Source organism: Streptomyces sp. NPDC058691 (genome assembly GCF_042714775.1).
Lineage (GTDB): Bacteria > Actinomycetota > Actinomycetes > Streptomycetales > Streptomycetaceae > Actinacidiphila.
Genome location: NZ_JBHXSO010000025.1, coordinates 13897 through 35643 on the forward strand (window position 1 = coordinate 13897; position 21747 = coordinate 35643).

23 protein-coding genes and 1 pseudogene are annotated in these 21747 nt (G+C 73.7%); 5 read left to right on the forward strand and 19 right to left on the reverse strand.

The genetic code is table 11. From position 1 onward, the window contains the following. Positions 1 to 67 precede the first annotated feature (67 nt). The 6 genes and pseudogenes from ACFWVC_RS19225 to ACFWVC_RS19250 all read right to left on the reverse strand — a co-directional run bounded on the left by ACFWVC_RS19225 (position 68) and on the right by ACFWVC_RS19250 (position 5132). On the reverse strand, positions 68 to 1327 hold the full coding sequence (locus ACFWVC_RS19225; protein WP_384286868.1) for a hypothetical protein: 1260 nt from the start codon (positions 1325 to 1327) through the stop codon (positions 68 to 70). Then, positions 1324 to 1743: pseudogene (locus tag ACFWVC_RS19230) on the reverse strand (GtrA family protein); the annotation flags it as partial. The gene ACFWVC_RS19225 and the pseudogene ACFWVC_RS19230, both read right to left, overlap by 4 nt. 282 nt (positions 1744 to 2025) lie before the next feature. Next, a complete protein-coding gene (locus ACFWVC_RS19235; protein ID WP_384286871.1) occupies positions 2026 to 2574 on the reverse strand; it encodes a cellulase in 549 nt (182 codons plus the stop codon). 21 nt (positions 2575 to 2595) lie between these two features. Then, on the reverse strand, positions 2596 to 3102 hold the full coding sequence (locus ACFWVC_RS19240) for a SigE family RNA polymerase sigma factor (RefSeq protein WP_384286874.1): 507 nt from the start codon (positions 3100 to 3102) through the stop codon (positions 2596 to 2598). A gap of 140 nt (positions 3103 to 3242) precedes the next feature. After that, entirely contained in the window at positions 3243 to 4118 is an 876-nt protein-coding gene (locus ACFWVC_RS19245; protein WP_384287139.1) for a LysR family transcriptional regulator, read from the reverse strand. A gap of 120 nt (positions 4119 to 4238) precedes the next feature. Continuing rightward, positions 4239 to 5132, reverse strand: a complete 894-nt coding sequence (locus tag ACFWVC_RS19250) for an NAD-dependent epimerase/dehydratase family protein (protein ID WP_384286877.1) — start codon at positions 5130 to 5132, stop codon at positions 4239 to 4241. A 142-nt stretch (positions 5133 to 5274) separates the two neighbouring features. On the opposite strand from ACFWVC_RS19250, the gene ACFWVC_RS19255 reads away from it, so the two are divergent. Then, on the forward strand, positions 5275 to 5796 hold the full coding sequence (locus ACFWVC_RS19255) for a GNAT family N-acetyltransferase (protein ID WP_384286879.1): 522 nt from the start codon (positions 5275 to 5277) through the stop codon (positions 5794 to 5796). 28 nt (positions 5797 to 5824) lie between these two features. Here the strand turns inward: ACFWVC_RS19255 and ACFWVC_RS19260 are convergent, their stop codons facing one another. The 3 genes from ACFWVC_RS19260 to ACFWVC_RS19270 all read right to left on the reverse strand — a co-directional run bounded on the left by ACFWVC_RS19260 (position 5825) and on the right by ACFWVC_RS19270 (position 8682). Beyond that, positions 5825 to 7228, reverse strand: a complete 1404-nt coding sequence (locus tag ACFWVC_RS19260) for a B12-binding domain-containing radical SAM protein (protein ID WP_384286882.1) — start codon at positions 7226 to 7228, stop codon at positions 5825 to 5827. A gap of 72 nt (positions 7229 to 7300) precedes the next feature. After that, the gene (locus tag ACFWVC_RS19265) at positions 7301 to 7498 is read right to left on the reverse strand and encodes a hypothetical protein (protein WP_384286885.1); all 198 of its coding nucleotides are present in this window, start codon (positions 7496 to 7498) and stop codon (positions 7301 to 7303) included. Positions 7499 to 7662: 164 nt separating this feature from the next. Continuing rightward, positions 7663 to 8682 (reverse strand): aldo/keto reductase, encoded by a 1020-nt coding sequence (locus ACFWVC_RS19270; RefSeq protein WP_384286888.1) that lies wholly within the window; start codon positions 8680 to 8682, stop codon positions 7663 to 7665. A 152-nt stretch (positions 8683 to 8834) separates the two neighbouring features. On the opposite strand from ACFWVC_RS19270, the gene ACFWVC_RS19275 reads away from it, so the two are divergent. After that, positions 8835 to 9818 (forward strand): AraC family transcriptional regulator, encoded by a 984-nt coding sequence (locus tag ACFWVC_RS19275; protein WP_384286890.1) that lies wholly within the window; start codon positions 8835 to 8837, stop codon positions 9816 to 9818. 12 nt (positions 9819 to 9830) lie between these two features. Here the strand turns inward: ACFWVC_RS19275 and ACFWVC_RS19280 are convergent, their stop codons facing one another. From ACFWVC_RS19280 to ACFWVC_RS19290, 3 genes are all read right to left on the reverse strand, one after another. After that, entirely contained in the window at positions 9831 to 10175 is a 345-nt protein-coding gene (locus tag ACFWVC_RS19280; RefSeq protein WP_384286892.1) for a hypothetical protein, read from the reverse strand. A 131-nt stretch (positions 10176 to 10306) separates the two neighbouring features. Then, positions 10307 to 11857, reverse strand: coding sequence for a CehA/McbA family metallohydrolase (locus ACFWVC_RS19285; protein WP_384286894.1), 1551 nt, complete (start codon positions 11855 to 11857; stop codon positions 10307 to 10309). Between the two features lie 145 nt (positions 11858 to 12002). Next, positions 12003 to 13526, reverse strand: a complete 1524-nt coding sequence (locus ACFWVC_RS19290) for an aldehyde dehydrogenase family protein (RefSeq protein WP_384286897.1) — start codon at positions 13524 to 13526, stop codon at positions 12003 to 12005. Positions 13527 to 13696: 170 nt separating this feature from the next. On the opposite strand from ACFWVC_RS19290, the gene ACFWVC_RS19295 reads away from it, so the two are divergent. After that, positions 13697 to 15025, forward strand: coding sequence for a GAF domain-containing protein (locus ACFWVC_RS19295; RefSeq protein ID WP_384286900.1), 1329 nt, complete (start codon positions 13697 to 13699; stop codon positions 15023 to 15025). A 21-nt stretch (positions 15026 to 15046) separates the two neighbouring features. On the opposite strand, the gene ACFWVC_RS19300 is transcribed toward ACFWVC_RS19295, so the two are convergent. The 6 genes from ACFWVC_RS19300 to ACFWVC_RS19325 all read right to left on the reverse strand — a co-directional run bounded on the left by ACFWVC_RS19300 (position 15047) and on the right by ACFWVC_RS19325 (position 19621). Beyond that, the gene (locus ACFWVC_RS19300) at positions 15047 to 15796 is read right to left on the reverse strand and encodes a GNAT family N-acetyltransferase (protein ID WP_384286902.1); all 750 of its coding nucleotides are present in this window, start codon (positions 15794 to 15796) and stop codon (positions 15047 to 15049) included. Positions 15797 to 15939: 143 nt separating this feature from the next. Then, positions 15940 to 16917 carry an NAD(P)-dependent alcohol dehydrogenase gene (locus tag ACFWVC_RS19305; protein ID WP_384286904.1) on the reverse strand — a complete coding sequence of 326 codons (978 nt, stop codon included), beginning with the start codon at positions 16915 to 16917 and terminating at the stop codon, positions 15940 to 15942. Next, complete coding sequence (locus tag ACFWVC_RS19310) at positions 16914 to 17156, reverse strand: helix-turn-helix transcriptional regulator (protein ID WP_384287144.1); 243 nt, start codon at positions 17154 to 17156, stop codon at positions 16914 to 16916. The genes ACFWVC_RS19305 and ACFWVC_RS19310 overlap by 4 nt, the downstream gene beginning before the upstream one ends. Further along, complete coding sequence (locus ACFWVC_RS19315) at positions 17153 to 17581, reverse strand: hypothetical protein (RefSeq protein ID WP_384286906.1); 429 nt, start codon at positions 17579 to 17581, stop codon at positions 17153 to 17155. The genes ACFWVC_RS19310 and ACFWVC_RS19315 overlap by 4 nt, the downstream gene beginning before the upstream one ends. Before the next feature lie 118 nt (positions 17582 to 17699). Further along, positions 17700 to 18614 carry an SIS domain-containing protein gene (locus tag ACFWVC_RS19320; RefSeq protein WP_384286909.1) on the reverse strand — a complete coding sequence of 305 codons (915 nt, stop codon included), beginning with the start codon at positions 18612 to 18614 and terminating at the stop codon, positions 17700 to 17702. 218 nt (positions 18615 to 18832) lie between these two features. After that, on the reverse strand, positions 18833 to 19621 hold the full coding sequence (locus ACFWVC_RS19325) for a DeoR/GlpR family DNA-binding transcription regulator (protein ID WP_384286911.1): 789 nt from the start codon (positions 19619 to 19621) through the stop codon (positions 18833 to 18835). Between the two features lie 82 nt (positions 19622 to 19703). On the opposite strand from ACFWVC_RS19325, the gene ACFWVC_RS19330 reads away from it, so the two are divergent. Beyond that, positions 19704 to 20537: a ketose-bisphosphate aldolase gene (locus ACFWVC_RS19330; protein ID WP_384286913.1), complete on the forward strand. Its 834-nt coding sequence runs from the start codon at positions 19704 to 19706 to the stop codon at positions 20535 to 20537. Between the two features lie 118 nt (positions 20538 to 20655). On the opposite strand, the gene ACFWVC_RS19335 is transcribed toward ACFWVC_RS19330, so the two are convergent. Continuing rightward, on the reverse strand, positions 20656 to 20796 hold the full coding sequence (locus ACFWVC_RS19335) for a hypothetical protein (protein WP_384286915.1): 141 nt from the start codon (positions 20794 to 20796) through the stop codon (positions 20656 to 20658). Positions 20797 to 20976: 180 nt separating this feature from the next. Here ACFWVC_RS19335 and ACFWVC_RS19340 point away from each other — a divergent pair, with 180 nt between their 5' ends. Then, on the forward strand, positions 20977 to 21729 hold the full coding sequence (locus ACFWVC_RS19340) for a YqjF family protein (RefSeq protein WP_384286916.1): 753 nt from the start codon (positions 20977 to 20979) through the stop codon (positions 21727 to 21729). Positions 21730 to 21747 lie beyond the last annotated feature (18 nt).

The window sequence follows — 21747 nt, forward strand, 5'->3', positions numbered from 1 at the left end:
CCAGAGGTAAGGCCCGGTGGGGGACGGGGTCCGGCGCCGAGGTCCAACGTGCCGCGCGGCGGTGCGGTTACGGGACGCCGAGCTCGAAGAGCACGTACCCCGCGTACGAGCCCGAGGCCAGGGCGGCCATCCCGAGCAGCACGGCCCGGTGCGCGGCCCCCAGCCGGCCGAGGGCGAGGGCGAGCGGGACGAACAGCGGGAAGGCCGGCAGCAGGTAGCGGGAGACGTTGCAGAAGATCTGCTGGGTGCCCAGCACCGTGACGACGGTGAGCACCGTGTAGACGACCAGTTCCACGGGCGGCCGCAGCCGGATCAGCAGCCAGATCAGCGCGATGTCCAGCAGGACCACGGCGACGCCGATCAGGTCGGCGAACGGGAACGCGGAGAGGTAGTCGAAGCGGCCCACCGGCACGGAGGTGAACACGTCCACCGTGTACCGCCCCCAGTCGAAGGTGTGCGCCCAGGCGCCTTCCTGAAGCTTGAAGTAGCCGCCGTAGTCGCCCATGCGGTACCCCACCCAGCCGAGGTAGCCGAGCAGGCCGAGGGGCGCGACGGCGATCGCGGCCAGTGGACGCAGCACGCCGGAGCGCCGCCGGTCGCGCACCAGGGCGAGCAGGGCGGCGACGGTGAGGGCGGCGATCAGCGCGGTGGCGGTGGGCCGGGCGAGTCCGGCGCTGAAGGTCAGCAGTCCCGCCGTGATCCAGCGGCGGTTCATGACGGCGTGGCAGGCCCAGACCGCGAGGGCGACGTAGAGCGATTCCGAGTACCCCGACCACTCCATGCCGGAGCCCGGCCACACGGCCCACAGCCCCGCCGCGGCGAGGCCCGCCCGGTGCCCGCCGAAGCGCGCGGTGACGGCGTACACGCCGAGTGCGGCGACGAACGAGCAGACGACGGAGACGAGCATCCCGGCCCCGTACAGGCCGAGGCCGGTGCACTCCGCGACCAGCCGCATCACCGCCGGGTAGAGCGGGAAGAAGGCCGCGGAGTTGCCTTCGAGGGTGATGAGGCCGGTGGCCCCCGGCACGGGCACCAGGGCGGGGTGGTAGCCGTGGGCGGCTATCTGCTGATACCACCAGCCGTCCCAGCTGGCGAGGACGTCCCAGGGCCGCGCGCCGCCCCCGAAGCGGGGGTTCTTCGTGCGGTAGTCGCCCGCATACCACAACAGCAGGAGGAAGGCGGCGAACCCGGTGAGCTTCAGGGTCCCGTACGTGGCGAGGACGCGGCCCCAGCGGGCGGCGCGGACGGGTTCGGGGCGCGGACCGCGACCGTCGGCCGCGGCGCAGGTGTCCGCGGGCGCGTCGAGGGTGCCGGGCAGGAGGGTCATCGGGAGCCGGCCTCCGTGCGGGAGGCGTGCCGGCCGGGGAAGACCCAGGACCGCAGGAGCAGGAAGCGCAGGAGGGTCGCGGCGAGGTTGGCGGCCACCAGCGCGCCGGTCTCGGCACGGTGCCCGGCGCCCGGTGCCACGTGGTGCAGCGCGGCCAGGGCGCCGCTGGTGAGCGCCAGCCCGATCAGGAACGCCACGAGCCCGCGGACGTGGTGGCGGGCGGCGCCCGCGCGGCCGCGCACGCCGAAGGTGAGCCTGCGGTTGGCCGCGGTGTTGGCGATCGCGCAGGCCGGCAGGGCGAGCGCGTTGGCGGCCTGCGGGCCGGCGGCGGGGCGCAGGGCCGCGTACAGCAGCAGGTAGCCGAGGGTGCTGACGACGCCGACGGCGGCGAAGCGCAGCAACTGGGAGGGCAGGCCGTGGAGCCGCCGCACCGATCGCTCCAGGTCTGCCTCCTCGTTGTGGACGGGGACGGGGGCGGGGACGGGGACGGGGACGGGGACGACCACGGCCAGGACCGGCTCCTGGTGCCGGGCCGGTGGCGGGACGCGTTCCCTCAGAACACCGAGGGGTGGATTGCTCATGGTCTGTCCGCATCTGTTCGCTGGGGCGGGGCGTGCCGGGGCATGCCGACGGCACTACGGGGGTTCGGCGGGGTGGTGGTGCGGTGGGGTGCGGTGGAGTGACGGGGCGAGCGCCCGCTATCCCGTGCCGGTCGGGTTCCCGTACGGGCTCACCGGTGGTGAGGTCGTGGAGTGGGGCCCGTCACCCGCGGTTTCGGTGGCGGTGGCGGTGGAACCGGTCGTGGCGGTGCCGGTGCCGGTGCCGGTGCCGGTGTCGCTGACGGTCGCGGTGGCGGTGGACGGGTCCGTGTTGCCGGCGGGCGCGGTCGAGGTCTGGCCCCTGGCCGGACCGGCCGGCGAGAAGGTGGGGGTGGAGCTCGCGCTGCCGCTGGGGCTCGGGCCCTCGGTTGCGGAGGTGCTCGGGTACGCGGTGCCGGAGGTCGCAGGACCGACGGGGCCGGCCGGCACCACCTGGCCGGACGAGGAACCGGGCAACAGGACGAGGGCGCAGGCGATCACGGTGACCGCGACCGCGGAACTCCCCGCCTGCCAGGCGGTACGCACCCGGCGGCGGACGACGACACCGTCGCGCAGCCGCGACCGGTGCCGGGGCTCGAAGGGGGTGTGCTGCTCGGAGGCGTGCATCATCCGCGCCAGTTGCCGCTCGAAGTCGTCCATGGAGTCCATCCCCTTTCCCTCGCCTTTCCCTCAGCCCACCGGCTCGATGACGTCGGCCAGGATCTTCCGCAGCCGCGCGACGCCGCGCGAGGCGTGCGACCGGGCGGTGCCCAGCGGGCAGCCCAGCACCTCCGCGACCTGCGTCTCCGACAGGTCCTGGTAGTACCGCAGCACCACCGCCGCGCGCTGCGGCGACGGCAGGAGCGCCAAGGCCGCCTCCAGGCGCGTGCGTTCGGCGACGGCGGCCGACACGTCCCCGGCCGCGGCCCGTTCCGGCACCTCCCCCACCGGCCGCTCCCCCCACCAGCGCCGGCGCGCGGAACGCGCCGCCGCCCGGGCCAGCACCCGGCGCACATACGCCTCGGGCGCCTGCGAGCCGACCCTCGGCCACGCGAACCACAGCTTGACCAGCGCTTCCTGGAGCAGGTCCTCGGCCCGATGCCGGTCGCCCCCGGTCAGCAAGCGCGCAAGGTGGAACAAAGCGGACCAACGGGCTGTCACGAACTCATCGAACTCATCGGTCCGATCCGACCCCATCAGCACCGCCCCCGCACTCCGCGTTCCCTTGCACCTGTTGAAAGACGCCGGCCCCCGCGCCGCTATGCGGCCGGGGGCCGTGATCCCCGTCACATGCCTGTGCCCCCCGTCCGGCAGGACGGGGGGCACAGGCCGGAGCGCTACGGGACCGGGTGGCGGTGCGCGAGGGCCACGGAGACGAACTCCTCGACGAGCGGGTCGTGGCGGCTGCCGTCCCAGGCGAGGCACACGCGATTCGGGCCGATGTCGGAGAGCTCCACGTGGGTGACGTCGGGGCGGGTGTAGTAGGAGGCGGTGGACAGCGGCAGGACGACCACACCGCGCCCGGCCGCCACGTTCTCCAGCTTCTCCTCGACCGTGTGGAACGCCGGGACCGGGGCCGGGGCGCCGGTACGCAGCTCCCGGGCGATGTCTCGCCACTCGGGGACCGCGTCGGGGTCCTGCAGCAGGTGCTCGTCGGCGAGGTCGGCGATGGCGAGGGAGGGTTTGCCCGCGTAGCGGTGGTCGGCGGGCAGGACCGCGACGCGTGCCTCGGTCATCAGCTCGCACATGCCGAGGCCCCGGGCGTCCAGCGGCATCCTGACGTAACCGACGTCGACCCGGCCGTCACGGATGCCCTCGGCCTGGTCGTCCCAGCCGGTCCTGACGACCTCGACGGACAGTTCCGGGCGGCGCCCGGAGAACTCCCGGACCGCGCCGGTGACGATCAGGCCCGGCATGAAGCCGACCGTGAACGTCGCGGGACCTCCCCGTGCGGCGCGGGCCACCCGGCGCCGAGCCGCCTCCGCCGCCGCCAGCAGGGGCCGGGCGTCGGCGAGGAGCTGCTGCCCCGCCGCGGTCAGCCCTGCGCCGCGCCGGTCGCGGGAGAACAGCTGTGCCTTGAGGTCGTTCTCCAGCGACCGGATCTGCCGGGACAGCACCGGCTGCGCGATGTGCAGCCGCTCGGCCGCCCGCCCGAAGTGCAGTTCCTCGGCCACCGCCACGAAGTACCGCAGCTTGCGCAGATCGAGGTCCACGGGCTCCTCCCTCACGGCCGGACTCCTTGCGACCGAGCCTATGCGCGTTCGCGCGGACGGACGACGCGGACGGACGGCGGTTCCGAACTCCGGTTCGGGACTCCGGTTCGGGACTCCGGTTCAGGAGCCGTCGGCGAGGGCGGCGAGGGGGTCCAGGTGGGCGGGGGCCCAACCCAGTTCGCGGCGGGCGCGGGCGCCGGTGATCCGCTGGTCGAGCGCGAATGCCCGGGCGATCGGGCCCATCCGCTCCTCGGCCTCGGCGAGCGACAGGCGGCGGACGGCGCCGGGCCGCCCGATCGCCCGGCTGACCGCATCGCCGACCTCGGCCGCCGTGGGGTACACGTCGATGGTGCCCGCGTACACGGAGCCCGCCGGGGCGGCCAGGGCGAGCGCGTAGAGCTCGGCGACGTCGTCGACGTGCACGACGGACCAGTGGTTGGCACCGTCGCCGATGCACGGCACGGCGCCGTCGGACCGACCCGGCTCCGCGTAGAAGGTCTCGACCAGTCCGGCCGAGTGGCCGAACACGACGCCCGGCATCACCACCACGGGCCGCTCGCCGGTCGCGGCGCGGGCCAGGACCCGCTTCTCGTTCTCCAGCCGCCAGGCGGTGAGCCGCGGCGGGGACAGCGGCGCGTCCTCGTCGACGACGCCGTCGGTGTCGCCGTAGACCCAGACCCCGCCGGTGTGCACGTACGGACCGGGACCGGCCCCGTCCTGGAGCGCCTCGGCGGCCGCCCGGTCGACATCGGCGCTGTCCGGGCCGGCGTGCTGGCCCAGGTGGATGATCCCGTCCGCGGCGCGGGCCGCCTCGGTGAGCAGGGCGGTGTCGGTCAGCGTGCCGTGGACGGCGGCCGCCCCGAGCCCGTTCACGACCGCCGCCGACTCCTCGCTGCGGACCAGCGCGCTGACCTGGATGTCCCGACGCACCAGGGCCTTGATCGTGGCCTGCCCGATGTACCCGGAACCTCCGGTGACGAAGACCTTCATGCTGCTCGCCTCTCTCGACGACATCTGAATGATGTGACGCCGTCGAGTCTTGTCCTGAGGCACCGCGGCGGTCCAAGACCTGTTGCGGCCTCTGTGATGCCCGGTGGGTATCAGACCGGGCGCCCGGGGGCCACGAGCGCGGAACCGGCTCGCTAACCTGGCGATCATGGCGGATTGGGAGCTTCGGCCGGCCTCGGAGGAAGACGTCGAGCCGATTGCCGAGTTGCGGGCCGTGGTGCTGCGGGCCGATCTGGAGCGGCTCGGGCGGTACGACGAGCAGCGGGTACGGCAGCGGCTGCGCGACGGCTTCACGGCGGCGCACAGCCGGGTGATCGAGGTGGGCGGCGCGTTCGCCGGCTGCGTGGCGCTGCGGCCGTCCGCCGGCGCGCTCTGGCTGGAACACTTCTACCTGGCCCCACACCTCCAGGGCCGCGGCATCGGCGCGGGAGTGCTGCGTGGCCTGCTGGAACAGTGCGACCGCGACGGCATCCCGGTACGGCTGAACGTGCTCCGGGGCAGCCCGGCCCGGCGGCTGTACGAGCGGCACGGGTTCACACTCGACACCGAGGATCCGGTCGACGTCTTCATGGTCCGCGAGCCGGCCGGGCCGGCGGGTGACGTGCCGGGGCCATCGGCTCCCGCGCCCCGTCCGGCCGCGCACGACGGTCCGCTCCGGCGAAGCGAGTGACATCGGCGCGGTGGACGCGGCCGCCCCCTCAGGCGTGCGGGCCGTGCGGGCCGTGCGCCGGCCGACGGCCGCCGAAGGCCGCGAGCGTCCGTTCCAGCAGAGGCAGTGCGCCCACCACACGCCGGGAGCGGATCAGCGCGTCCCAGGCGGGCTCGAACTTCTTCCAGCCGCCCGCGTAGGCGAGGTGCCGCATGCGTTCCCGCGGCCCCGGCTGTGCCGCCGAGCCACGCCAGATGTTCGGCCAGCGGTAGAAGTCCCGGTAGGCGCGCCAGTAGCCGTCCTCCAGCTGACGTGCCGTCATGTTCTTGGGTCGGTAGACCACATGGCGGGTGTCGTAGAGGTCCCAGTCGCGATGGACGATGCGGTCCTCCGCTTCCATCTGGCGCCACAGACCGGTCGACGGATAGGGCGTCATGATGTGGAACGTGGCGGTCTCGATGCCCTGCTCGACGGCCCATTCCACGGTCCGGTCGAAGACGTCGGGGCCGTCCTGGTCCAGCCCGAAGACGAAACTGGCGTTCACCATCACGCCGAGGTCGTGCAGGCGCCGCACCGCGGCCCCGTAGTCCCTGCCGATGTTCTGGTCCTTGCGGCGCTCCACGAGATTGGCGCCGTTGACCGTCTCGAAGCCCACGAAGAGGCTGCGCAGTCCCGCCTCCGCCGCCCGCTCCAGGAGGCCGGGCTCCAGCACCGACTTCACCGTGCCGGCGGCCTGCCACAGCCGCCCCATCCCCGCCATCCCGTCGAACAGGGCTTCCGCGAAGCGCCGGTTGCCCAGCAGATGGTCGTCCAGGAAGTACAGATGACGGCCGGGCAGGCGGTCGATCTCCGCCAGCGCGTCGTCGACCGTCTGGGTGTAGAAGGACTTCCCGCCCTCGAAGAAGGCGTCCTTGTAGCAGAAGTCGCAGTGGTGCGGGCAGCCGCGGGACACCACCAGGGAGTTGGGGACCAGGTACAGGTGACGTTTGATCAGGTCCCGGCGTACCGGAGGCAGTCCGGCCAGCGTCCGCCGGGTGGAGTCGTAGCGCCGGGCCGGCACACCGTCGCGGAAGTCCTTCAGGAACAGCGGCCAGGTGTCCTCGCCGGGCCCGGTGAACACCGTGTCGGCGTGCGCGGCGGCCTCGTCGGGCAGCGACGTCACGTGCAGCCCGCCCATGGCCACGTGGACACCGCGGGCCCGGAAGTGGTCGGCGATCTCGTAACTGCGCCGCGCGGAGGTGATGTAGGGCTGGACGACCAGGAGGTCGGGCGTCGGGAGCGACGCGAGGTCGACGCGCTCGACGTGTTCGTCGTGCAGCGTCACCTCGTCGTCGGGGTCCAGGTACCCGGCGAGGGTCGCCAGGCCGAGCGGCGGGAAGAGCGAGTACTTGATCGGTCGGAACAGCGGGCTGGTCGCCTCGGTCAGGGCCGGGAGGATCATCGTCACACGCATGTCCCTCCAGACTCACGGAGGGCGGCGGCGGTTGCGCTCGCCCGCCGCGCGTGAGCGGCGGCCGGCCGCGACTCAGGCGCGGCCGGCGCTGTGCTCCTTGCGGGCACGCCGTTCCAGGGTGCGGCGCCGGCGTTCCTCGGCCGCCGCCCTCAGCCCCTCCTCGCGGCGCTTGTTGTACCCGGGGGGCTCGACGGTGAACAGGCACAGGCCGCAGACGTAACCGCCCTCGGGGCCTTCGATGACGGGTTCGAGACAGCGCTCACAGTCCATGCCGACCTGCCCTCACTCCTCAGCCGGATGTGCCGCAGTTGTTGCAGGACCAGCGCCCTCCGGGGCCCTGGAGCACGGACGCGCCACAGTTCGTACAGTTCACTCTCGTAGTCGTACCGTACAGGGCGCCGGCCCGCCGGCGGTTCCGGGGAGTTGGCGGAAGGTCACGCGCTGTTGGGGAGCCGGTCCGAGAAGCCGTGGATCCAGCCCGGGTACTCCACCGGCAGGCGGCCTGCGGCGTCCAGCTCCTCCAGGTCCTGCGCGGTGAGTACCAGGTCCAGGGCGGACAGGTTGCCGGTGAGCTGCTCGGGGCGGCGGGCGCCGACGATGGCGCTCGTGACGCCGGGCCGGCCCAGGACCCAGGCCAGGGCGACGCTCGCGACGGACGTGTCGTGGCGGGCGGCCACCACGCGCAGGGCGTCGACGACGTCGTAGACGCGCTCGCGGTCGACGGGCGGGAAGTCGAGCTTGGCACGGCGGGCCGCGGCGTCGCTCGCGCCGGCGCGGTCGAACTTGCCGGTGAGCATGCCGCCGGCGAGCGGGCTCCAGACGAGCATGCCCAGCTTCTGGTCGCGGACCAGCGGCAGGATCTCGCGCTCGATGTCGCGTCCGGCCAGGGAGTAGTACGACTGGAGCGAGCAGAAGCGGGCCAGGCCGCGCCGGTCGGAGACGCCGAGGGCCTTCATCATGTGCCAGGCGGCGAGGTTGGAGGCGCCGATGTAGCGGATCTTGCCCTGGCGCACGGCGTCGTCGAGGGCGCCGAGGGTCTCCTCGACCGGCGTGACCGGGTCGATGTTGTGGATCTGGTAGAGGTCGATGTGGTCGGTGCGCAGGCGGCGCAGGCTGTCCTCCAGGGCCTGCATGATGTGCAGCCGCGACTGGCCGACCTCGTTGGGGCCGGGGCCGATGCGGGCGGTCATCTTGGTGGCGAGGACCACGTCGCGGCGGCGCTTGCCGAGCACCTGCCCGAGCAGTTCCTCGGACTCGCCCGCGGCGTAGACGTTCGCGGTGTCGATCAGGTTGATGCCGCTGTCGAGGGCGAGGCCCACGATCGCGTCGGTCTGCCGGAGGTCCAGCCCGCCGACCGAGTCGTAGGGCGGGGTGGTTCCGCCGCCGAAGGTCATCGCGCCGAGGGCGATCCGGGACACGAAGACTCCGGTGCTGCCCAGTTGCTCGTACTGCATTGCTGTCTCACTGCCTCTTGTGGTGCGTGCGAAAGATCGTCTGCCGGTCCGCCGGAGGCCCGCGGTGCCTCCGTATGTGCACGCTAAGACGGCGACGATGGACAATCCATAAGAGAAAGTCCTTCAAAATTGCGTGATCGTCCGGAGTGACCATGGATCCGCTGTCCGACGTCCTGAACCTGCTGCACCTGCGCGGCGCCTCGCCGTCCCGGATCGAGGTGGGCGGCCCATGGGCGATGCGCTTCCGCCCCTACCCGTACGTCAAGGTCGGCGCCGTCCTCACCGGCTCCTGCCGGCTCGCCCCGGACGGCACCGCACCGCTGCTGCTGGAGGCGGGCGACTGCTACCTGCTCACGGGCGACCGGCCCTACCAGGTGGGCAGCATCGGCGACCCGCCGGTCGAGCCGGTCGACGGGCACGCCGTCTACCGTGCGGCGCGGGCCCGGCCCGGGAACAGCTCGATGACCGTCCGCTACGGCGATCCCGAGGCGCCGGACCGTACCGTCGTCGTCGGCGGCAGCATCGAGTTCGACGACGTCACGGCCGGCCTGCTGCTCAGCAGCCTGCCGCCGACCGCGGGCATCCCGGCCGGCAACCCGCAGGCGCAGGTGCTGCGGCCCACGCTGCAACTGCTGGCCGACGAGACCGCGCGGGACCGCCCGGGCTCGGCCGTCATGGCGGCCAGCCTCACGCAGATCCTCTTCCTCCAGGCCCTGCGCGCCTACCTCGAACTGGCCGCCGAGGCGGGCGAGTCGGGCACCGGCTGGCTCGGCGGCCTGAGCGACCCCCAGATCGGCGCCGCCCTCGGGCACATGCACCGGCAACCCGCCCACCCCTGGACGGTGGGCGAACTCGCCTCCGCCGTCGGCATGTCGCGCTCCGCCTTCGCCCTGCGCTTCAGGTCGCTCGTCGGCCGCCCGCCCCTGGACTACCTGATGCGCTGGCGCATCCAGCGCGCGGCCGCCGCCCTCCGCGGCGGCGACCGCACCGTCGCCTCCGTCGCCGCCGAATGGGGCTACGCCTCCGAGAGCGCCTTCAGCAACGCCTTCAAACGCGTCACCGGCCAGCCCCCGGCCCGCCACCGGACCCTGGCACTGCGCCGGGGGGAGCGGGGCGCGGCGCAGGCGACGGGGTGAGGCGCGCTCGCGTCAGCGCGCCGTCCGGTTCGTGCGCGCGCCGTCGAGGAGGACCAGCGCGGCGCCGGTGACGGCGGCGGCCGTGGCCGCGGTGAGGATGGTGCGGGAGGAGCGCCAGGACAGGACGGACCAGCGGGACTGGGCGGAGAGCAGGGAGCCCACGCTGAGCCAGGAGCCGGCGGAGAGCAGCGAGAGGCTGGAGCCGAGGGAGGCGGCGGACAGGGCGCTGCCGACCGAGCCCACGGACAGCACGGAGCCGACGGAGCCGATCGACAGGACGGAGTCCACGGAACCGATGGACAGGACGGAGCCCTTCGACCACAGGGAGAGCGAGGAGCCCTCGGGGATGGCAGTCATGGGTGCCATCCTGCCGGACACGGCGGGGTTCCGGGCGTGACCCTGGACGGTCCGCCGTCTCGGGTCACGCCCGGAACCCGGCCTCGCCGAAACGGCGTTGGGCCTCAGGGGCAGGTGGCCCGGCGCCCCGGTTACTGCTTGCCCAGCCAGATCGGGTTGGTGATCGCCAGGGCCGGGCCCGGCATGCCCGACGCGCCGCCGTCCGCAGCCGGACGGCGCACCTCGGCCCGTACGTAGGAGGCGATCGACGCGGTGGTGGACCACTCCAGGACACCGGACGCGGGCAGCAGCGCGCCCACCATCTGCCCCTCGTCGGTCATCAGCCGCACCACCGTGCCCGCCGGCACCCCGCTCGCCTCCAGGCGGACGGTCACCGACGCGTCGGGGGCCACCGACAGCCGCTCGCCGATGCCCGCGTGCTCGCCACGCGGCCCGCTCGCGGTGAAGGAGAGCTGCACGGCGGCGCTCTCCGCGATCCAGGAGGTCCCGGCCCGCAGACCGTCCTGCAGGGCGCGCCGGTTGAGGCCGTCCGCCAGCACGACGGTCTGCGGCAGGCCGACCACGTCGGGGTCGCGGTGGGCGTCGGAGTTGCCCATCGCCGGAATCCAGTGGCCGTCGCCGCGGCGCGCGGCACCGGTCAGCAGGTTGTCCCAGGTGGCGAGCGTCAGCTCGTCGTCGAGGGTCCAGGGGCCGTTCCACACCTCGATGGCGTCGACGTCGTCGTAGCCGAACTTCCACTGGCTGGCCAGGCTGGGCGCGTACGGGTGGGCCGGCACCACGATGCCGCCGGCCCGCCGGATCTGCCGGGTGAAGCGGCCGAAGGCGTCGTCGCGCGCCCGGTAGCGCCAGTCGATCCACTCGCCGGCGTCCAGGCCGATGGCCAGGTAGTGGCCGTTGCGGGTGGTGACCTCCTCGCCCGTGAGGATCAGCAGGTCGTCGCCGGACACGGGGCCCAGCTGGGCGTGCGCCGAAGTGGTGTTGTGGTCGCTGGAGTTGATGAAGTCCAGGCCGGCGGCGCGGGCCAGCGCTGCCAGTTGCTCCACGGTGCGCTTGCCGTCGGAGTGCACGGTGTGCAGGTGGCAGTCGCCCCGGTACCAGGCCCTGCCGCGGCCGGGCGCGTGGTCCGCCGGGTAGTCCGGGACCTGCGTCTCGGCCGGAGTGCCGAAGGTGAGCGTGACGGTGACGGAGTAGTCCAGTCCCTGCGGAGCCACCGTGTAGGGCCCGAGGACGACGTACCAGGTGCCCGCCTTGACCGGTCCGGCCAGGTAGCCGGGGGTCGCCGTGTCGGCGCTGATCGCGAACTCCGTCCGCGCGCCGCCCGACCAGCCGCGGAAGCCGCGCCCGCCGACGGCCGTGCCGTGCTGGTCGAAGATGCCGATGTCGCAGGCGTTCCCCTGCGTCCCGGGGGGCACGGTCGGCCTGTTGTAGCTGTACGACACGGCGATCTGCCGGACCCCGCTCGGCACTTCCACGGGCAGGTAGACGAAGTCGGCCGCACCGGTCGGCAGATGCCCGGTGACCACCCGGCTCTGCACGCTCCCCTCGGGCGGGAGGCCGCCGGAGCCGCCGTGGTGAGCGGCCGAGCCGGAGTCGGATGCGGCCGCGAAACTCACGGGCGCCAGCGTCAGCACGCCGGTGGCGCCCGCGAGCGCGGAAAGCTTCAACACATTGCGTCGTTCCATCCCTCCAGCCTCACGCGTCCGGGTAACGGGCGCGTGGCGGCCGTCTGTGCAGAAGACTGCCGGACGTCAGCTCCGCGGTGGCCGCCGAGAGGCGCCCGACCGGCCGGCGGGCGGCAGACCGGATCGGGCGCCTGATCGCCCGCTCCTAGAAGAAGCCGAGCTTCTTCGGCGAGTAGCTGACCAGGAGGTTCTTGGTCTGCTGGTAGTGGTCGAGCATCATCTTGTGGTTCTCGCGCCCGATGCCGGACTGCTTGTATCCGCCGAAGGCGGCGTGCGCCGGGTAGGCGTGGTAGCAGTTGGTCCACACCCGGCCGGCCTGGATCGCGCGGCCCGCGCGGTAGGCGGTGCTGCCGTCGCGGGTCCAGACGCCGGCGCCGAGGCCGTAGAGGGTGTCGTTGGCGATGGAGATGGCGTCCGCGAAGTCGTTGAACGACGTGACGGCGACGACCGGGCCGAAGATCTCCTCCTGGAAGACCCGCATGCGGTTGTCGCCCTCCAGGATGGTGGGCTGGACGTAGTAGCCGCCCGCCAGTTCGCCGCCGAGCTGGGCGCGCTCGCCACCGGTGAGGACCTTGGCGCCCTCCTGCTGGCCGATGTCGAAGTACGAGAGGATCTTCTCCAGCTGGTCGTTGGACGCCTGCGCGCCGATCATGGTGGACGTGTCCAGCGGGTGGCCCTGGACGATCTTCTCGGTGCGGGTGACGCCCGCCTCCAGGAAGGCGCTGTAGTGGCCGCGCTGGATCAGCGCTCGGGACGGGCAGGTGCAGACCTCGCCCTGGTTGAGGGCGAACATCGTGAAGCCCTCGAGCGCCTTGTCGTAGAAGTCGTCGTCGGCGACCGAGACGTCCTCGAAGAAGATGTTGGGGCTCTTGCCGCCGAGTTCGAGCGTGACGGGCTTCAGGTTCTGCGAGGCGTACTGCATGATGAGCCGGCCCGTGGTGGTCTCGCCGGTGAAGGCGACCTTGGCGACGCGCGGGCTCGACGCGAGCGGCTTGCCGGCCTCGACGCCGAAGCCGTTGACGATGTTGACGACGCCGGGCGGCAGGATGTCGGCGATCAGGCTCATCCAGAAGTGGATGGAGGCCGGGGTCTGCTCGGCGGGCTTGATGACCACGGCGTTGCCGGCTGCCAGGGCCGGGGCGAGCTTCCAGGTCGCCATCAGGATCGGGAAGTTCCACGGGATGATCTGGGCGACGACGCCCAGCGGCTCGTGGAAGTGGTACGCGACCGTGTCGTCGTCGATCTCGGCGAGGCTGCCCTCCTGGGCCCGGACGGCGCCCGCGAAGTAGCGGAAGTGGTCGATGGCCAGCGGGATGTCGGCGGCCAGCGTCTCGCGGACCGGCTTGCCGTTCTCCCAGCTCTCGGCGACGGCCAGTTCCTCCAGGTGCTGCTCCATGCGGTCGGCGATCCGGTTGAGGATGTTCGCGCGCTCGCCGGCCGAGGTCCTGGCCCACGCGGGGGCCGCGGCGTGCGCGGCGTCCAGGGCCCGCTCGACGTCCTCGGCGGTGCCGCGGGCGATCTCGGTGAAGGGCTGCCCGGTGACGGGGGTCGGATTCTCGAAGTACTCGCCGCGCGCGGGAGGGACGTACTCGCCGCCGATCCAGTGGTCGTAGCGGGCCTGGTAGCGGACGATCGAGCCCTCGGAACCGGGGTTGGCGTAACGGGTCATGGGGCGGCCTCCCATGGATGGGCCGCCCGCTCCGTTGCGGACGGCGGTGGTGCGACCGTAGAACGGAGAAGGTTGCAGGAGGGTTGCGACGCGGCGTACCCGCGGAACTACACTCGGCTGCAGCCGGCCGGTGCCGCCGGGCGCCGCCCACCCCCGACCCAGGGGCGACCATGACTGCCTCGTACGCGGCCTCCTACACGGCCTGGCCACCCGGGACCGATCCCAAGCTGTTGCGACGGGACGTGGCGCGTGCCCACGAGGAGTTCCTCAGCACCGGGCGGGCGCCGCGGCCGGTGCGCGACGTGGTGCGGGACTCGTGGCAGCGCTCCCGCAGCCGAGGTGTCGACCCGGAGGTCGCGGGGTCCCGCCTCCCCGCCCTCGCCGGGCCGGAGTTGCGCGCCTACCGCGAGAGCCATCCGCTGGCGGCCGTGCTGCCCGTCGTCCGCCGGCTGCTGGTCGAATCGGCGCAGGAGAGCAACGAGTTGGTGGCCATCGGCGACGAGCACGGCCGGCTGCTGTGGGTCGAGGGCGCGCCGGGCCTGGCGGCGCGCGCGGAGCGGATCGGTTTCGTGGAGGGTGCGGTGTGGGCCGAGGAGGCCGCCGGCACGAACGCGCCGGGCACGGCGCTCGCCCTCGGCCGGCCGCTGCAGATCTACGCGGGCGAGCACTTCGTGCGCCCGGTGCATCCCTGGAGCTGTTCGGCCGCGCCGCTGCGGGACCCGGACACCGGCCGCGTCATCGGCGTGCTCGATCTGACCGGGGGCGACCACATCGCGGCGCCGCACGCGCTGGCGCTGGTACGGGCCACGGTCGCGGCGGCGGAGGCGGAGCTGAGGGTGCTGCGGCTCCGCGGGGAGATCCCGGCGGCCGTTCCGGGGGCTCTCCCCGGAGCCGTCCCGGGACCCGTGCCGGGGGCGGAGCCGACCGGCGCGGCCACGTGCCGGCTGGCGGTGCTGGCACGCGACCGGGCCCGGTTCACCTCGCCCTACGGAAGCCTCGAACTGAGCCCCCGCCACTCGGAGATCGTGTTCGTGCTCGCCCTGCACCCGCGCGGGCTGGGCGCCGACGCGCTCGCCGTGCGGCTGCACGAGCACGAGGCGGCGCGCGTCACCATGCGCGCCGAGATCTCCCGGCTGCGGCGCCTGCTGGGCCCGCACGTCCTCGGCTCCCGCCCGTACCGGCTGCTGCTGCCCGCCTCCAGCGACGCCGCGGAGGTCCGCGCCCTGCTGGCGCGCGGCGCGTACCGCCGGGCGCTGGCCGCCTATCCGGGGGCGCTGCTGCCCGCTTCCGCCGCCCCCGCCGTCGCCGAGGCACGCGACGAACTCGACTGCGAGATGCGCCGGGCGCTGCTGCAGCGCGGCGACGCGGGGCTGCTGCTCTCCTGGCTGGAGCGCCCGGAGAACCACGTCGACGCCGAGATGCTGCAGGCGGCGATCAGCGCCCTGCCGCGGGAGTCGCCGCGCCGGCTGATGCTGCGGACGCTGCTGGAGCGTGCCTGAGCGGCGCTCCCCCGGCCGGCGTCACACCGTCGCGTCGCCCGGCGCCCTGACCAGGAGGAAGAGCGGGCGGCGGCGGAGTGCGAAGCCCATGGACTCGTAGAGCCGGATCGCGTTGGTGTTCCTGGGGTCGGCGTGCAGGAACGGCGTCTCCCCGCGGTCGGCGATGCCCGCGGCGACCGCGCGGATCAGCCGGCTCGCCAGGCCGCGGCCGCGGTGGTCGGGGTCGGTGCACACGGCGCTGATCTCCGTGCCGCCCTGCGGGCGCATGCGCTCGCCGGCCATGGCGATGAGACGCCCGTTCTCCCGCACGCCGAGGTAGGTGCCGAGTTCGATGGTGCGCGGCGCGAAGGGGCCGGGCTTCGTGCGGGCGATCAGGTCCATGATCTCGGGGACGTCGTCGGCGCCCAGCAGCACGGCGTGCGGATCGTGCGCGACACGCAGATCCGTGCCGACGAGCTGCACGCCCTCGCCGCCCTCCAGGACCTGCCAGTCCCCCGGCACCTCCGGCGAGCCCGTCACCAGGGCGGTCCCACCGGGGCCGAGCAGTTCGGCCAGGTCCGCCCAGGCCGCGGGGTCGGCCTGGTCCTCCAGCGACGCGAACGGCGACATGTCGCCGGGGTAGCGCACGGCCCGGCCGTGCCGCTCGGCGAATCGCGCGTGCGCGCCGGTCAGGGCGAACCACGCGGGGTTGTCCAGCGGGTGCGGCGCGGCGGCCGCGAGCGGCTCCGCACCGGAGTCGGACGGGTGGGCGGGGTGGACGCTGGTCGACATGGCGGGGCGGTTCTCCGATCCGTGGGGTTGCGCGGGCCACTGGGTGCAACGGCCACGGAGCCGTATCCCTTCCTGCCCTGACGAGCGTTCCCCACCCTACGGCCCGGCTCCGAGCCCCAGCGGCACGCCCCGAGGGGACGACCTCAGACGCGGATGACGAGCTTGCCCCGCACGTCACCGCCGCGCAGCCGGCGGATCGCCTCGGGGGCGTCGGCGAGCGCGCCGTACACACGGTCCACGGCGGGGGTGACCGCGCCCGCGTCGATGAGTTCGGCGAGGCGGTCCAGGTCGGCCGCGGGCTGCGTCCCGACGAGGGTGCGTATCCGGTGCCGGACGAGACCCGACAGCAGCAGTCCGCGCAGTTGCCGGCCGATGCCCCCGGTGAAGCGGCCGCCGTGCTCGCCCCCGACGATGACGAGGGTGCCGCGCGGGGTCAGGACGCGGCGGAGCCGGGAGAGCGGGCGGTTGCCGGCGATGTCGAGTACGAGGTCGTAGCGGCGGGTGCCGTCGGCGGGGTCCTCGCGGGTGTGGTCGACGACCTCGTCGGCGCCGAGGGAGCGGACGAACCCGGCCTTGGCGGTGCCGCACACGCCGGTGACATGGGCGGCGCCCAGGGCCTTGGCCAGTTGCACCGCGTACATGCCGACGCCGCCGGACGCGCCGATGACGAGAACGTGCTGCCCGGCCCGCAGGCGCCCCCCGTCGCGCAGGGCCTGGAGCGCCGTGCACGCGGAGACGGGGACGGCGGCAGCCTCCTCGAACCCGAGGCGGCCCGGCTTCGGCGCGAGGTGGGCCTCCTTGGCACGGGCGTACTCGGCGTACGTGCCCACGCCGCTGCCGTACACCGCGTCGCCGGGGGCGAAGCGCGTGACCCCGGGGCCGACGGACTCGACGCGGCCCGCGAGGTCCGTGCCCCGCACCCGGTTCCTGGGGGCCCGCAGGCCGAAGCCGAGGGCGCGCAGGAGGTAGGGCATGCCCGCCATGAGGTGCCAGACGCCCTGGTCGACGCCGGCGGCGTGGACGCGTACGAGTACCTCCCCCGGGCCCGGCACGGGCCGGGCGGTCTCCTCCACACGCAGGACCGACGGCGCTCCGTAGGTGTCCTGGACGACGGCCTTCACCGGGGCTCCTCAGGGGCTGCGGGCGCGGACTCGGGGTACTGGAACACGTCGTCGAGCGGCACTCCGAAGACGTGGGCGATCTGGAAGGCCATCTCCAGGGACGGCGAGTAGCGGCCCTGCTCGATGGCGATGACGGTCTGCCGGGTCACGCCGATGCGGCGGGCGAGTTCGGCCTGCGTCATCTCGTCGTGGGCGAAGCGCAGCGCCCGGATCTCGTTGGTGACCCGGGTCGGCCTCACCACGGGTGGAAGCCCAGCCGGTAGGAGACGATCTTCGCCGCGGAGCCGGCAACCGCCGACAGGACGAAGGCGAGGTAGATCGCGTTGGCGATCCAGAACCGGTCGGAGCCGGCCATCGCCAGGACGAGAGCGGCCACCGCGCCGATGACGACGAACGCGTGGCCGACGTACTCGCCGAAGCGGTGGATCTCCCGGTCGCGTTGGTCCTTGACGTTCGCCTCCTGGGGCGATGTCACCGACACCGCTATGTGCAGCAGGATCGATGCCGCGATCGCGGCCCCCACCGACCACACCAGTGCGGAGACGTAGGGCGCGCCGGCCGGCGACGCGCCTCCCGCCCGGTCGAGGACGACGGTCAGATACGCCGCGTACGAGGCGATCGTGACCACGACCATGATCCAGGCGCGTTTTTCCTCGACCGCCATCACAGCCCCCGATGTAAAGAAAACCCGACATCGACGAGTGTCAAGCACACTCGACCCCATGTCAAGAATCTTTGACTCCGGCGGAGCCTGGTCTCATGCCTGACGGTTCATCAGTTCGTCAATTCGCCTCCGCCGAGGCCAGGATCACGGAGCGCGTGAGGTGCCGCGGGGAGTCCGGGTCCAGGCCGCGGGCGGCTCCCAGAGCGGCCGCGAGGCGCTGGACGAGGACGAGGTCGGCGAGCGGGTCGCGGCCGGCCGCCACCAGGCGGCCGCCGGTCCTGGCGATCTCCTCCGGCAGGCCCGGCGGCAGGCCGGCCGGGTCGCCGAACCACCAGGCGACACGGCCCGGCCCGGTGATGCTGATCGGACCGTGGCGGTACTCCATGACGGGATAGGCCTCGGTCCAGGCGCCCGCCGCCTCACGCATCTTCAGGGCCGCCTCCTGGGCCACCCCGTAGGCCCAGCCCTTGCCGAGGAAGGTGAACTGCCCGGTCTCCAGCAGCTCGCCGGGCAGCGGGTCGGCGAGGGCCGATTCGCCCTGCGCGGCCAGTCCGGTCACGTCCTCGCCGAGCAGCGCCCGCAGCAGCACGAGTTCGGTGGTGGCGAAGCGTGTCTGCACGACCGACGTCTCGTCGGCGAAGTCCAGGACCACGGCGGCACCGGCGAGTTCCATGACAGGGGTGGCCGGGTCGGCGGTGACGGCGACGGTGGGCGTCACACCGCGCAGGCGGCGGAGCACATCGAGCACTTCGGTCGTGGTGCCGGACCGGGTCAGGGCGAGCACGCGGTCGTAGGCGCGTCCGGCGGGCATCTCGGAGGCCGCGAAGGCGTCCGTCTCGCCCAGGCCCGCGGACTCGCGCAGCACGGCGTAGGCGTGGGCCATGAACCAGGAGGTGCCGCAGCCGACGACCGCCACGCGCTCGCCGGGGCGGGGCATCGCGGCCCGCCAGGGAGCGTCCGCGTCGGCGGCCAGGGCGACGGCCCGGCGCCAGCAGTCGGGCTGGGTCGCGATCTCGATCTCGGTCTGGCTCATGGGACTCCGTCCGCTCGGTCCGGTACTGCCCGCGCTGTCCGTACTGCCTGTGCTGTCCGCGCCGCCCGTGCCGATGCCGGTGCCGGGCCTCTTGACACGCCGCACGCTCGATCCAGCATGATGAGCGAAGTTGCTCGACTCTTGCAATGTTCGCGCATGAACGCGCACAACGGAAGGAGCCGGCGGTTCTCGTGGACGACGGCGGACACAGCCCGCGATCAGGCCCGGACGATCTCCACGCCGGCCGCCGCGAGGGGCTCGGTGAGCTCGGCGGGCGCGTCCTCGTCCGTCACCAGGACGTGCACGTCCTCGACCGGGCAGATCCGCGCGAACGCCCGCTGCCCGAGTTTCGACGCGTCGGCGACGACCACGACGCGCTCGGCGCGCCGGGCGAGTTCGCGGTTGACCCCCGCCTCGCCCTCGTGGCGGGCCGTGGCGCCGTGCGCGACATCGAGGGCGTCGACGCCGAGGAAGACCTGGTCGAGCGTGATCTGCGCGAGCAGGTCGGCCGCCAGCGGGCCGATCAGCTCGTACGAGGCGGGACGGGCCACCCCGCCGGTGACGACGAGCTTCACGTGCCGGCGCACGGCCAACTCGGCAGCGATGTTCAGCGCGTTGGTGACCACGGTCAGCGTCGGCTCGCCGCCGTCCTCGGCCAGGTCGCCCCGCTCGGCCAGCGCGCGGGCGACCGCCGTCGTCGTGGTCCCGCCGTTCAGGCCAACGACGGCACCTGGCTTCACCAGGGCCGCGGCGGCGCGCGCGATGCGCTCCTTCTCGGCGGCACGGCGGGCGGACTTGTAGCGCAACGGCAGGTCGTAGGCGATGGCGTTGATCGTGGCGCCGCCATGGGTGCGGGTGACCATGTTCTGGCGGGCCAGCTCGTCCAGGTCGCGGCGGATGGTGGCCGCGGAGACCGCGAGTTCGGCCGCCGCGGCCTCGACCTCGATCCGTCCGTCGCGGGTCAGCATCTCCAGCAGCGCGCTCCATCGGGCCTGCGGTGCCGCCATCGTCTCGCCCCTTGTCGCCGGACCTGGCGGCCATGAAACCACAGTCCGCCGACGGGGCCCCGCCGAGAGGAAGAACGACCTGATGCCGCTGATCGGGACCGCCGCACTCGTCCGCTCCGCCCGCGCCGACGGCCGCGGGGCGGGCGCCTTCAATGTCATCACCCTGGAGCACGCGGAGGCGATCGTCGCCGGGGCCGAGGCGGCGGGGCGTCCGGTGATCTGCCAGATCAGCGAGAACGCCGTGCGCTTCCACGGCGGCGCCCTCGCGCCCATAGCCCGGGCGACCGCGGCGGTGGCCGAGTCCGCGCGCGTCCCCGTCGCCCTGCACCTCGACCACGTCACCGACGACACGCTGCTGCGGCAGGCCGCCGACTGCGGTTTCGGCTCGGTCATGTACGACGCCTCCGCGCTGCCGCACGAGCGGAACGTGGCCGCCACCCGCGCCGCGGCGAAGTGGGCGCACGACGCGGGGCTGTGGCTGGAGGCCGAACTCGGCGAGATCGGCGGCAAGGACGGCGTCCACGCCCCCGGCGCCCGCACCGACCCCGAAGGGGCCCGCGCCTACGTCGCCGCGACCGGGGTCGACGCCCTCGCCGTCGCCGTCGGCAGCTCGCACGCGATGACCACCCGGACCGCCCGGCTCGACCACGAACTGATCGCCCGCCTGCGCGCGGCAGTCGCCGTCCCGCTCGTGCTGCACGGCTCGACCGGGGTCCCCGAGGACGAGCTGCGGCGTGCGGTCGCCGGCGGCATGGCCAAGATCAACATCGGCACCGCCCTCAACATCGCCTTCACCGGCGCGGTCCGCGGCTTCCTCGCGTCGGACGGCAGCACGGTCGATCCACGCCGCTATCTCGCGCCCGCCCGCACGGACATGGCGGCGGCGGTGGAACGGGCCCTGCGCGTCCTGGGCTGAGCGGCCCCCCGGCGATCCTCGACGGCGACGGCGGCGAAGCCGCGGTGGTCACCGTGACCCTGGTGGATCCCGGGGTCACCCGGGGGGCTCGTGCGCGTTCCGGGGCGGCTGGGCCCGATCAGTCCTGGCGTTCCTGCCACGCCGCCGGGTTGTGACGCTGCGCCGCCGCGCCGGGCCGCTGCTTCCCGCGGGCGAGAAGGACGACGCCGAAGACGACGGCGACCCCGACGAGCACCACAAGGATGAGAATCAGTTCCACCGGACCAAGTCTGCCGAACATGCATTCCCCCGAATTTCGTGCCGATCATGCGGCGCCGGCTGCGCAGCGTGATCTTTCCACCTGTGGCCGACCCGCACAACACACATCCGCGCGGCGGCGGCCACCTCCATCGCCCGTATCGGGCCCCGGCGCGCCGCCCGGCTCTGCGATGCTTGCAGTGTGCTCGCCCCGGAACCCATAACGGCCGACCCGCCCGGCGCCACGGCGAACCCGCTGCTGACGCAGTCGTGGCTCGACCTCGCCTTCCTGCACTGGGCCGCCGACCCCGCGGACGTGGCCCCGCTCCTGCCGGCCGGCACGGTGCCCGACACCCTCGACGGGGTCACCTACGTCGGCCTCGTCGCCTTCCGCATGCACCGTGTCGGCTGGTTCCGGCTCCCCGGCGTCCCGTACCTGGGCACCTTCCCCGAGACCAACGTCCGGCTCTACTCACTCGACCAGCACGGGCGGCGCGGCGTGGTCTTCCGGTCGCTCGACGCGTCCCGGCTGATCCCCGTCGCGGTGGCGCGGGCCGCGTTCCGGCTGCCGTACCAGTGGGCGCGCATGGACATCCGCCGCGACGGCGACACCCTCACGTACACCAGCCGGCGGCGCGGGCCCGGGGCGGGCGGGGCGCACGCGCGGATCACCGTGCGGGTGGGCGAGCCCGTCGCCGAGCCCAGTGAGCTGGAGCACTTCCTCACGGCACGCTGGGGCCTGCACAACACGTTCTTCGAGCGCTCCCTCTACCTGCCGAACACCCATCCGCGCTGGCCGCTGCACCGCGCCGAACTCCTGGCCTGCGAGGAGAACCTCATCGCCGCCGCCGGACTGGCGGCGCCCGCGGGCCCCCCGGTCAGCGTCCTGTACTCGCCCGGCGTCCCCGTCCGCTTCGGACGCCCCTCCCGTCCCGCCGGTATCCCGACCCCCTGAGGTCGCGGGCCCGGGTTC